The organism is Mycobacterium sp. 360MFTsu5.1, from assembly GCF_000383495.1.
GTDB lineage: Bacteria > Actinomycetota > Actinomycetes > Mycobacteriales > Mycobacteriaceae > Mycobacterium > Mycobacterium mucogenicum_B.
The window spans coordinates 142213-154074 of the sequence record NZ_KB911474.1 but is presented as its reverse complement, the minus strand read 5'-3'; the positions used below and the strand labels follow the sequence as shown (position 1 = coordinate 154074).

12 protein-coding genes are annotated in these 11862 nt (G+C 68.6%); 6 read left to right on the top strand and 6 right to left on the bottom strand.

Going from position 1 to position 11862, the window contains the following annotated elements:
* Both H289_RS31415 and H289_RS0126415 read left to right on the top strand, forming a co-directional pair.
* Positions 1-795 (top strand): HNH endonuclease signature motif containing protein (locus H289_RS31415; RefSeq protein WP_020103865.1); only part of this gene is annotated, 795 nt, incomplete at its 5' end.
* Positions 796-892: 97 nt separating this feature from the next.
* Positions 893-1534: a class I SAM-dependent DNA methyltransferase gene (locus H289_RS0126415; RefSeq protein ID WP_029105783.1), complete on the top strand. Its 642-nt coding sequence runs from the start codon at positions 893-895 to the stop codon at positions 1532-1534.
* Here H289_RS0126415 and H289_RS0126410 read toward each other — a convergent pair.
* Complete coding sequence (locus H289_RS0126410) at positions 1512-1907, bottom strand: MmcQ/YjbR family DNA-binding protein (RefSeq protein ID WP_029105782.1); 396 nt, start codon at positions 1905-1907, stop codon at positions 1512-1514. The genes H289_RS0126415 and H289_RS0126410 overlap by 23 nt on opposite strands.
* A gap of 111 nt (positions 1908-2018) precedes the next feature.
* Between H289_RS0126410 and H289_RS31410 the strand changes: the two genes are divergently transcribed.
* A complete protein-coding gene (locus tag H289_RS31410; RefSeq protein ID WP_020103862.1) occupies positions 2019-4004 on the top strand; it encodes an alkaline phosphatase family protein in 1986 nt (661 codons plus the stop codon).
* A 28-nt stretch (positions 4005-4032) separates the two neighbouring features.
* Entirely contained in the window at positions 4033-6108 is a 2076-nt protein-coding gene (ligA, locus tag H289_RS0126400; RefSeq protein WP_020103861.1) for an NAD-dependent DNA ligase LigA, read from the top strand.
* Here the strand turns inward: ligA and H289_RS0126395 are convergent.
* The 5 genes from H289_RS0126395 to H289_RS0126375 form a co-directional block, all read right to left on the bottom strand.
* Positions 6105-7679 (bottom strand): polyamine aminopropyltransferase, encoded by a 1575-nt coding sequence (locus H289_RS0126395; RefSeq protein ID WP_020103860.1) that lies wholly within the window; start codon positions 7677-7679, stop codon positions 6105-6107. The genes ligA and H289_RS0126395 overlap by 4 nt on opposite strands.
* Complete coding sequence (locus tag H289_RS0126390) at positions 7679-8137, bottom strand: DUF350 domain-containing protein (protein WP_020103859.1); 459 nt, start codon at positions 8135-8137, stop codon at positions 7679-7681. The genes H289_RS0126395 and H289_RS0126390 overlap by 1 nt, the downstream gene beginning before the upstream one ends.
* A 25-nt stretch (positions 8138-8162) precedes the next feature.
* Positions 8163-8579 carry a DUF4247 domain-containing protein gene (locus tag H289_RS0126385; RefSeq protein WP_020103858.1) on the bottom strand — a complete coding sequence of 139 codons (417 nt, stop codon included), beginning with the start codon at positions 8577-8579 and terminating at the stop codon, positions 8163-8165.
* Positions 8580-8588: 9 nt separating this feature from the next.
* Positions 8589-9200 carry a DUF4178 domain-containing protein gene (locus H289_RS0126380; protein WP_020103857.1) on the bottom strand — a complete coding sequence of 204 codons (612 nt, stop codon included), beginning with the start codon at positions 9198-9200 and terminating at the stop codon, positions 8589-8591.
* Between the two features lie 91 nt (positions 9201-9291).
* Entirely contained in the window at positions 9292-9948 is a 657-nt protein-coding gene (locus H289_RS0126375; protein ID WP_020103856.1) for an ACT domain-containing protein, read from the bottom strand.
* 113 nt (positions 9949-10061) lie between these two features.
* Here H289_RS0126375 and gatC point away from each other — a divergent pair, with 113 nt between their 5' ends.
* On the top strand, positions 10062-10361 hold the full coding sequence (gene gatC, locus H289_RS0126370; RefSeq protein ID WP_020103855.1) for an Asp-tRNA(Asn)/Glu-tRNA(Gln) amidotransferase subunit GatC: 300 nt from the start codon (positions 10062-10064) through the stop codon (positions 10359-10361).
* Positions 10358-11842: an Asp-tRNA(Asn)/Glu-tRNA(Gln) amidotransferase subunit GatA gene (gatA, locus tag H289_RS0126365; protein ID WP_020103854.1), complete on the top strand. Its 1485-nt coding sequence runs from the start codon at positions 10358-10360 to the stop codon at positions 11840-11842. Before gatC ends, gatA begins: the two co-directional genes overlap by 4 nt.
* The last annotated feature ends 20 nt before the right edge of the window (positions 11843-11862 follow it).

The window sequence follows — 11862 nt, the reverse complement described above, 5'->3', positions numbered from 1 at the left end:
AAACAACAACCCGACGGCATGTCCAAAGTGGACGGCTGGCTCGACCCCGAAGCACGCGCCACCCTCGAAGCAGTCCAAGACAAACTCGGCGCCCCCGGCATGTGCAACCCCGCCGACCCCACCCCGTGCCAGTCCGGCATCCCCACCCAGGCCCAGATCGACAACGACACCCGCAGCACCGACCAACGCAACCACGACGCCCTCGCCGCCATGGGCCGCATCGCCCTCGGAACCGACCTCGGCGACCACAACGGCCTACCTGTCGCCATCGCGGCCACCTGCACTGTCGCCGAATTGGAGCGCGGCACCGGCCACGCACTCACCCTCACCGGCAGCCGGTTACCGATCTGCGATCTCATCCGCATGGCTGCCCGCGGCGCCGACCACTACCTCGTCGTCTTTGACGACCACACCGAACAACCGCTGTACATGGGCCGAGCGCGTCGCACCGCCACTGTGGCGCAACGATTCGCCCTCTTCGCCCGCGACCTGGGCTGCACCAAACCCAACTGCACCGTCCCCGCCTCGCGTTCTCAGGCCCATCACGTCGACACCGACTGGCGCGATGATGGCCCCACCGACATCACCAACCTCGCCCTCGCCTGCGGCTGCGACAATCGCCTCGCCGACACCGGCGGTTGGAGCACCACCATGCAAAACGGCCGCGCCCACTGGACCCCACCACCACTGTTGGACGTCGGCCAACCACGGATCAACCAATACTGGCACCCCACGCTCTACCCAGCCGAGAGCGGCGATGACGAGGGCGGCGAAAGCGACAGTCCCGCAAGCTAACCGGGGGTCGACGGCGCCCGGTGATACGGCAAGTCGGCGCGCTGCGGATGCCGCGCGTCCGGCCGACCGTGTCGGCATGCCCGCGTACCGTTGGCCGATGCCCGATTTCCTGGCCAAGACCCGCGACGGCTATGACCGTGCGGCCGCGCACTACGTCAGGCGCTTCCAAAACCATCTCGACGACAGGCCGGTGGACCGCGCCATGATCAATGCCTTTGCCGAACTGGTCACCAAGACGGGGAAGCCGCGCGTGCTGGACGTGGGGTGCGGCACCGGCGTGGCCACCGCGGCGCTCGCGGCGGCGGACCTGGATGTTACCGGAATCGATCTGTCTCCCAACATGATCGAGCAGGCGCGGCAGCACAATCCGGGTCTGGAGTTCCGCATCGGGTCGATGCTCGACCTCGAAGTGGCCGACGGCAGCGTCGGCGGGCTCTGCGCCTGGTACTCGATCATCCATGTCCCAGACGAGCACCTGCCGCGGGTTTTCGCCGAGTCCCGCCGGGTCCTGGCGCCGGACGGCGTGCTGCTGCTGGCGTTTCAGGTCGGTGATGAGCCGCGGGTGCTGACGGACTTCGACGGCGAGCAGGTGGACTTGACGTTCATCCGCCGCAGGCCTGAGGCGGTCGCACAGCTGTTGTCGACCAGCGGGTTTCGCGTCTATGCCGAAACGGTCCGGCAACCCGATGACGCCGAATCGACGCCGCAGGCCTACCTCATTGCGCGTCGAGCAGCTTGATCAATCGCTTGGTCGCGACGAGCCGGAACGATGCGTCGAGCAGTTCCCGGACCTCGTCCCAGTCGACTTTCGCCGCGGTGAAGTCCAGCCCGAGCCAGCCTGACGGGCCCATGTAGGCGGGATAGTAGAAGCGCGAATCCTGTTCCAGTGCTGCGCGGTCGGACTCGTCGACCTTGACCAGCAGTGAATGCGGGTAGGCGACCATCTCGCCCGTCGTCTTCGAGTTGCCGCCGTACATCGCGAACATCTTGGGCGCGCAGAACACCGGCCGGCCCCACGACACTTTCTCGAAGGCCTCGGGGAAGCTCAGCGCGACCGCGCGCAGCTCTGCCAGGCCGGGGTCGTCATCGTCGAACATGATCGGATGCGGCACGTTGCCACGGTAACCCGCGGCGGCGCGGCGGGTGTCCAACCTTCGAGATGGCTGTGCGTCAGGTTGGCGATTCCTGTGCGGTCGATAATTGTCGCGCGTTATACATTCCGGATGACAGCGGGAAGATGCATTGGTCGGGTCGGGGGACTGGCGGTCGCCCTGGGAATCGGGACCGCGCTGGCGGGGTGGAGTGACTGCCCGGCCTGGGCCGACACCTCAGGGACGGGGACGGCAGGCGCAGGCACGACACCCCAGACATCGCAGACATCCCAGACGGCAGCCGCGTCGTCGGACGCTCCGGCGAAGAAGGCGAAGAAGCAGCGCAAGCCCGCCAAGTCGAAGTCGAAGCCCGCCAACGAGGAACAGGCCGGCAAGCCGGACAAGAAGCGCGAGAAGTCCGCTGCCACCGACAAGACCGCCACCGACAAGCCCACCGGCGACAAGCCGGCGGCGGCCGAGCGCACCAAACCCGCGCCGCGGGTCGCCAGCCTCAAACACGAGGATCAGCAGACGGCCGCTGCACCGGCCAAGACCGCCGGCACCCCGACGGTCACCGCCGCCGTCGTGCCGCAAGCGAGTAGCGAGCAGCCGACCGTCAAGGTGGCCGCGGTATCGACAGATCCCATCGCCAAACTCACCAGGGCGCTGCGGTCGCTTCAGGCGCCGGTATCGCCGCTCAGCTCGACATCGGTACTGGTGGCCCTGGCCGCGGTGCGCGACGAACTGGAACGCAAGACGCTCAAGCCCACCAGTGCCGTTGCGTCACAGCCGGTTTCGACGCTCGCCGACACCACGCCCAATGTGCTGGTGATCGGCGTCGACGGCACCAATCTGAGCCGGGTGCTGGCTGATCCGGCCAATGCCAACTTCTTCCAGCTCATGCAGGGCGGCACCACGGCGCCCGCGAGCATCGTCGGGCACACCACGATCAGCAATCCGTCATGGACCGCCATTCTGACCGGCGTCTGGGGCGAGAAGACCGGCGTCATCAACAACATCTTCAATCCGGCCGTCTACAACAAGTGGCCCACGGTGTTCGATCAGCTCGAGACGTTCAATCCGGGTATCCAGACCACGGCCATCGCGAACTGGGACGTCATCTCGGCCCTCGCGGTGTCGGGTTCGGTCGGCGCCGACCACGTCGTCAACATCTCGCACATCGCGGGAGACTCCAACTGGTCACTCACCGACAACGCCGTCGGCGATGCGACCGAGGCCGCGATCGCCGCTGCCGACCCCAGCAAGCCGAACTTCGTGTTCAGCTACTTCGTCGGCGTCGATGAGAACGGGCACAACTACGGCGGCGCGTCCATGGCATATGCCGAGGCGGTGCGGAATGTCGACCGCAACATCGGCGAGATCATGCAGTCGGTCGACGACTGGGAAGCGGCGACCGGCGAGGAGTGGACTGTCATCGTCGTCACCGACCATGGTCACCAGGACAGCAAAGGCTTCGGCCACGGCTTCCAATCACCCAACGAGACATCGACTTTCGTCATCGCCAACAACCCGGATCTGTTCACCGCGGGCGGCGTCAACCTGAAGTACCAGATCGTCGACGTCACGCCGACGGTCGTGACGTTGTTCGGCGGTACGCCGTCGCTCAAGTCCGACGGCGTCTCCATCACGGGCCTCGGCGGCAGCACGGTCACGCCGATCGACGACGACGCGGCATTGCGGGCCGCGGTGCTGGAGGTGATCGGCAAGTACGGATACCCGAACATCGGCACCGATCTGAAACTCGGTGTGCGCACTGTCGCCGCGTCCGTGCCCTACTTCCTCAATCAGGCGTTTCAGCAGGTGACGGCGCAGCTGGAGTCGATCGCGGCACAGCACATCTTCGTCATCAGCCCGCTGGCACAGGCGCTGACCGTGCCCGTGCAGCTGGTCGGCAGCCTGACGTATGCGGCGACGAACGTCGTCGCGCAGGTCGTCGCCAGGCTGACCGGGGTCACCGGGGCCAGCCTCGTGCCGATCTTCATCCCGCCGTTGCCGCCACTGGTTGGTACCGAGGACCCGCAGGCGCCGCTGAGTCCGGTGGCCGCGTGCACGGTCCTCGTGGCGTGCGGGCCGGCGTCGGGGATCATCGCGGCCTGACGTCGTACCCCTTCGCTAGCCTTACCGAGTGAGCTCACCCGACCCCGACGTGCGCCGGCAATGGCAGGAACTGGCCGAAGAAGTTCGCGGCCACCAGTTCCGCTACTACGTCAAGGACGCACCGATCATTTCCGATGGTGAGTTCGACAAGCTGCTGGGCCAGTTGCAGCAGCTCGAAGAGGCGTACCCCGAGCTGCGGACGCCGGATTCGCCGACGCAGCTGGTCGGCGGTGCCGGGTTTGCGACCGAGTTCGGCGAGGCGCAGCACCTGGAGCGGATGCTGTCGCTCGACAACGCCTTCAACACCGATGAGCTGACGGCATGGGCCGCGCGGCTCACCAACGAGTTGGGCCGCGACCTCGAGTACCTCTGCGAGCTCAAGGTCGACGGCGTCGCGCTGGCGCTCGTGTACCGCGACGGCAAGCTGGTCCGCGGCGCCACCCGCGGGGACGGCCGCACGGGTGAGGACGTCACGCTCAATGCCCGCACCATCACCGACGTCCCCGAGCAGCTGACCGGCACCGACGAATTCCCGGTGCCGGCAGTGCTGGAGGTCCGGGGCGAGGTGTACTTCCGCGTCGAGGATTTCGCCGCGCTCAATGCCAGCCTCGTCGAGGAGGGCAAGGCGCCGTTCGCCAATCCGCGCAACAGCGCCGCCGGGTCGTTGCGGCAGAAGAACCCGGCCGTCACCGCGCGCCGCCGGCTGCACATGATCTGCCACGGTCTGGGCTACACCGAAGGCTTCGAGCCGGCGTCGCTGCACGATGCCTACCGCGCGCTGAAGTCCTGGGGCCTGCCGGTGTCCGACCACACCACCCGCGTCACCGGCATCGCGGCCGTGGCCGAACGCGTCGCGTACTGGGGCGAGCACCGCCACGACGTCGATCACGAAATCGACGGTCTGGTGGTCAAATTGGACGACCGCACCCTGCAGCGCCGCCTCGGCGCCACCAGCCGGGCGCCCCGCTGGGCCATCGCGTACAAGTATCCGCCCGAGGAAGTCACCACCAAGCTGCTCGACATCCGGGTCAGCGTGGGCCGTACCGGCCGCGTCACGCCGTTCGCGTACATGGAGCCCGTCACGGTGGCGGGATCGACCGTCGGGCTCGCGACGCTGCACAACGCCACCGAGGTGAAGCGCAAGGGCGTCCTGATCGGCGACACCGTGGTGATCCGCAAGGCCGGTGACGTCATCCCCGAGGTGCTCGGCCCGGTCGTCGATCTGCGGGACGGCACCGAACGTGAATTCGTCATGCCCGCAACATGTCCCGAGTGCGGCAGCACGCTGGCGCCGTCCAAGGAGGGCGACGCCGACATCCGCTGCCCCAACACCCGGTCATGCCCCGCGCAGTTGCGCGAGCGGGTGTTCCATGTCGCGGGTCGTGGCGCCTTCGACATCGAGGGCCTCGGCTATGAGGCGGCCACCGCACTGCTGGCCGCCGGTGTCATCACCGATGAGGGCGACGTCTTCAACCTCACCGAAGACGACCTGCTGCGCACCAGCCTGTTCAAAACCCAGAAGGGTGAGCTCTCGGCCAACGGAGCCAGGCTGCTGGCCAATCTCGGCAAGGCCAAGCAGCAGCCGCTGTGGCGGGTGCTGGTGGCGTTGTCCATCCGGCACGTCGGCCCGACGGCGGCGCGGGCGCTGGCCGCCGAATTCGGTGACCTGCAAGCGATCACCGAAGCGTCCGAAGAGCGGCTGGCTGCTGTCGAGGGCGTCGGCCCGACCATCGCCGCCGCCGTGATCGACTGGTTCACCGTCGACTGGCACCGTGCCATCGTCGACAAGTGGCGCGCCGCAGGCGTACGGATGGCCGACGAACGCGATGCGAGCATCGAGCGCACGCTGGAAGGCCTGTCGATCGTAGTGACCGGCTCGCTGACGGGGTTCTCGCGCGACGAGGCGAAAGAGGCGATCCTGGTCCGCGGCGGCAAGGCAGCCGGTTCGGTATCGAAGAAGACCGCCTACGTGGTGGCCGGTGATGCGCCAGGTTCCAAGTACGACAAGGCTGTTGAGCTCGGCGTCCCGATCCTCGATGAGGACGGTTTCCGGCGGCTGCTGGAAGAGGGGCCGGAACCTGAGGCGTCCCCCGAGGAGGCTTAGCGGTACCCCCGCCGCATGTCGTCGACGATCAGCGGATGCTCGAGCGTCGACGGCGGCAGGTGCTGCGGCGCCGTGTCGGGCGCGAAGACCGTGGCGGCGTCGAGCACCCGCTGGTTCAGGAACCGCAGCGGCGGGGCGTCTTTGGGCACCATCGGCGCGGGCGGCAGGGGACCGCGACGGGCCAGCGTGAAACCCCAGTCGCCGAACGTCGGTACCTCGACGTGGTACGGCGTCACGGCCAGCCCCGCCGATGCGATGGTGGATACCGTGCGCCAGAACGCGACCGGCGTCGAGTAGGGGCTGCCGGACTGCACCACCAGCAGACCCTGGGGCGCCAGCACCCGGGCGATGAGGCTGTAGAACTCGGTGGAGTACAGCCGGCCGAGCACCGGGTTGTCGGGGTCGGGCAGGTCGACGATGACCGCGTCGAACCCGCCCGGCGGTACGGCGTCCGGGTGTGGGACGCGCAGCCACGTCATGGCGTCGTCGAGAATCAGCCGAACGCGGGGATCGTCGAGCGCGCCGGCATTCGCGTCGCGCAGCTTGGTCCGCGCGACCGCCACCACCGCCGGATCGAGCTCGACCTGGACGATGCGGTCGATGCCCCTCTGGCGCAACAATTCCCGCGCCGCCAGGCCGTCACCGCCACCGATCACCAGCACCGAACGCGCGCCCTGCCCCAGCGCCGGGTACACCAGCGATTCGGTGTAGCGATATTCGTCGCGCGTCGAGAACTGCAGTCCGCCATCGAGATACAGCCGGGTGTCGCCGTCCCGGCGGGTCACCACGATCTCCTGATAGGCCGAATGCTGGTAGGCCACGATCGGGTCGGCGTACAGCCGCTGCCGGGACGTCGTCTCGATGCCGTCGGCGGACGCCATCAGCGTGGCCAGTATCGCGAACGCGAGCACCAGGACGCTCAGCGCGGCGACGAACTCCCGCCGGCTCAGGATGCGGCGCAGCAGGAACACCGAAACCACTGCCGCGGCAGCCAGATTGATCATCCCCGTGGCCGCTGCACCGCGGATCATGCCCAGATATGGCAACACCAGGAACGGCCACGCCAGCCCACCCAGCAGTGCGCCCAGATAGTCGGCGGCATTGAGGTTGGCCAGCACCCGGCCGGCGTCGGTGGCACCGGCCACCCGGCCGCGCTGCAGCAGCGTCATCAGCAGTGGCACTTCCGCGCCGACCAGTCCGCCGATGAGTGCCGTCGCGATGCCGAGCACCCAATCCGAGTCGCCGAGGAACGCGAACGTCACGTACAGCACCGTCGCGGACAGGCCGCCCACCACACCCAGCGCCGTCTCCACCGCGATGAAACCGATCGCCGCGCGCGCCAGCAGCGCCTTGGCCAAAAGCCCGCCCACGCCGAGGGCCGCCACGTAGCCAGCCACGATCAGCGACGTCGACACGACACCACCGCCGTTGAGACTCGTCGAGAGGGTCAGCAGCGCAAGCTCATAGACGATGCCGCACGCGGCGCACGCCGCGACGGCCGCCAGAAGCAGGGCGCGCCAACGGGTTCCGACGACCGGGGCGGCCGGAACCCCGACGGCCTCGGCGACCATCAGCTGAGCGCGGCGGCGTTGATACCGCCGACCGCCAACAGCACCACCGCGACGGACAGCGCCGCGGGGTGGAACTCTTCGGCGTTGATGTCGTTACGGAAGTGGCCGGGCGCCAACAACTCCACGGCCACCAGCGCCAGGCCCTGCAACGCGACGCCGATCAGCCCGTAGATGACCGTGTCGATCAGGCCTTGCCCGAGACGGTCGGAGCTGGAGTGGATCGCGGTGATGACGATGGCGGCCAACGAGACATCCATCGCGGCGGTGATCGCCACCGCGTTGGGCCGCCGCTCGACGAACACCTGACGGCGCAGATTGCCCGGCGTCAGCACGTCGACCATGACGAAGCCGGCGGCCAGCACCAGCACTCCCACGAGGAAGTACAGCACCGAGGCGACCACGTTCTGGATGATCGCGTCGGTGTGGACGGTGCCGAAGTCGATGGCGGCCAGGTTCATCGGGGTCTCCTCGGAATTGATGTGGTCACTTGACGCCGCCCGGTCCGCCCGAGCTGCCGCCGGAACTGTGTGACGGCGATCCCGGGCTGAACCCGGGACCCAGGAATACGTAGCTGCCGTGGTTGTAGCCCGAGTTGAGGCTCTCCAGCCGGACGGTGCACGCCTGTCCGGAGCCCGCCCCCACAATGGCGATGGAGTCGTTGTAGCGCAGGTAGTAGTTGCCGCGATCGGTCGCGCGCGCCTCCGGTCGATGGGCCCGGGCGAGGTCGTCGGCGACGGCGCTCGGCGATCCGCTGCACCGGTAGGTGTTGTAGCCGACGTTCTGATAGCGGTCTTTGACGTACGACTGAATGGTGCGGGCGGTGCTGATGCCGATCGCCAGGCAGATCACCGATGCGACCGCGAGCACCCCGGCGAGAATCAGCATCTTGCCCCGGGTCATGACGCTGACCTACGAGCCGGCGGGGGGAGCGGGATACACCGTCAGCTCACCGGGCGACATGATCTTGCCGGTCGACACCTCCCACGGCGAGTTCGGTGACCATTGCTCGAAACTCAGCAGGGCGGCGCGGCCGGCGCTGGCGTAGTCGACGTAGTTCATCTGGCCGTGCGCGGGCAGGCCCGTCGTGCCCTCGGAGCTGTACTGGGCATCACCGGTCTCGACCTCGTCGTACTGCACCCCGTCGATGGTGAGGGGGCCGATGGGCTGCAGTGCCAGGTCGGGCCGCTTGGTCCAGAACGCGAGTTCCAGCCGCCCCTCGTCCTCTTCGACGCTGAACCAGATCGGTTCTCCCTGACCGCCTTCCAGCAGGTGCTCCCACCAGATGAACGGCCCTTCGCGGTAGGTCACCGAGCCGCGCACCACGTAGTCGACGCCGCCATAGCCGACGATCGCGCCGGGACCGAGCTGCTTCGGTCCGAACACGGGCATCTCGCCGGCCGTCAGCGGATCCTGGCGGGCGCCGGCGGTCCCTGGTTTCTTGGCCCGGGTGAAGGCGAGCACCACGACGACGATGGCCGCGATCATCAGCAGGACGCCGACGACGATCAGGAATGTGCTCACGGTGCCCTCCAGCGAGATGTGGGCTCACGCTAGCAGTCTCGGCGTTTCCGCGACCGTATTCGCGCAGGTGAAGTGGCTGCGAACGAGACGGTCAGCGCACGATGGTCGCGATGATGCCGGCGAGGTATCCGAGCCGCGCGACCTCTGACGGGCGGAAGGCCGGCCCGCCCGGGCGGCCCAGCATGATCGCGGTGTACGGGTCGCCCAACGGTGCCGCGGCCAGGGTTGTGTCGATATCCCGCCAGAACTGCGGCACCCAGTCGCCGGTGGCGTCCAGGGCAGCGGCATGCTCCAGCGGCAGCCACGGCGCCGAGTAGGCGAGCGTCTCGGGCGCACCCGGGCTGCCGGCGATGCGGCGGGGCTCGGCGCCGCCGGCCACCACCACACACCATCCGACGCGCAGCACGCGCGGTGCTTCGTCGGCCAACACCTGGAGGCGGGCGGCCTTGCCCTTGGCGGCCGCCACATGGTCGATCAGTTCCAGTTCGCGGTGGGCTTCGAGCAGCCCGGTGTGGGGCCGAATGCTGTCCACGTACACGCCCTTGAGCGCCTCCGCGGCGGTGATCAGGGTGTCGGGCATGGACCCGTGTGGCAGCTCGACCACCAGGTCGTCGACGGCGTAGCCCGGTCCGCGCTCGACGACGTCGAGCGACAGGATGTCGGCGCCCACCGAGCCGAGAGCCACCGCGAGGGAGCCGAGGCTACCGGGGCGGTCTTCGAGCTGCACCCGCAGCAGATAGGAGGACACGCGACAACTGTGGCACAGCGTCGTGGCGATGGCAGGACGTGCAGGTGCGTCGCGTGTCACGGATGCGTTCCCCGTCGCGGGACCCATCGGGCTCCCCACTAGGCTGTTTCGACGTGTCGAAGATTTCCCGGGACGATGTCGCCCATCTGGCGAATCTGGCCCGGCTCGCCCTGACCGATGGTGAGCTGGACAGTTTCGCAGGCCAGCTCGATGCCATCCTGGCGCACGTCGGCAAGATTCAGGCCGTCGACGTCACCGGTATCGAGGCGACCGGCAATCCGCTCAAAGAGGTGAACATCACCCGGCCCGACGTCGAGGTGGCCAGCCTCGGGCAGGAGCAGGCGCTGGCGGAGGCCCCGCGGGCCGAGGACGGCCGGTTCGCCGTGCCCCGCATCTTGGGAGAAGCAGAGTGAGCGACCTGATCCGTTTCGACGCCGCCACGCTCGGCGAGAAGATCGCCGCCGGCGACGTGTCGGCCACCGAGGTCACCCAGGCGCACCTGGACCAGATCGCCGCCACCGACGAGACCTACCACGCCTTCCTGCACGTGGGTGCCCAGGAGGCCCTGGCCGCTGCCGCCGCCGTCGACAAGCAGGTGGCCGCCGGCGAGCCGCTGGCCTCGCCGCTCGCCGGTGTTCCGTTGGCGCTCAAGGACGTTTTCACCACCACCGACGCGCCGACCACGGCCGGCTCGAAGATTCTGGAGGGCTGGCGGTCGCCGTACGACGCGACCGTGACCGCGCGACTGCGTGCGGCCGGGATTCCGATCCTCGGCAAGACCAACATGGACGAGTTCGCCATGGGGTCGTCGACCGAGAACTCGGCCTACGGCCCGACCCGCAACCCGTGGGACGTCAACCGCGTGCCGGGCGGTTCCGGTGGCGGTAGTGCCGCGGCGCTCGCGGCGTTCCAGGCGCCGCTGGCGATCGGCACCGACACCGGTGGCTCGATCCGCCAGCCCGCCGCGCTGACCGCGACGGTCGGTGTCAAGCCCACCTACGGCACCGTCTCGCGGTACGGGTTGATCGCCTGCGCGTCGTCGCTGGACCAGGGCGGGCCGTGTGCCCGCACGGTGCTCGACACCGCGCTGCTGCACCAGGTGATCGCCGGCCACGACCCGCGCGATTCCACCTCGGTCGACGCTCCCGTGCCCGATGTGGTCGCGGCGGCACGGGCGGGCGCTGCCGGTGACCTCAAGGGCATCCGGATCGGTGTGGTGAAGCAGCTGCACACCGGCGAGGGCTACCAGCCCGGCGTGCTGTCGTCGTTCAACACCGCGGTGGACCAGCTGACCGAGCTCGGCGCCGAGATCACCGAGGTCGACTGCCCGAACTTCGACTACTCGCTCGCGGCTTACTACCTGATCCTGCCGTCCGAGGTGTCGTCGAACCTCGCGCGCTTCGACGCGATGCGCTACGGCCTGCGGGTCGGCGACGACGGCACCCACAGTGCCGAAGAGGTCATGGCGCTCACGCGTGCCGCCGGATTCGGGCCAGAAGTCAAGCGCCGCATCATGATCGGCACCTACGCGCTGTCGTCGGGCTATTACGACGCCTACTACAACCAGGCCCAGAAGGTGCGCACTCTGATCGCGCGCGACCTCGATCGCGCGTACGAGAAGGTCGACGTGCTGGTCACCCCGACCACCCCGACCACCGCGTTCGGGCTGGGCGAGAAGGTCGACGACCCGCTGGCGATGTACCTGTTCGACCTGTGCACGCTGCCGCTGAACCTGGCCGGCCACTGCGGCATGTCGGTGCCGTCGGGCCTGTCACCGGACGACAACCTGCCGGTCGGGCTGCAGATCATGGCGCCGGCCCTGGCCGACGACCGGCTGTACCGCGTCGGGGCGGCCTACGAAGCCGCCCGCGGCGCACTGCCCACCGCCGTCTAGCGCCGAACGTGCGCACAGCT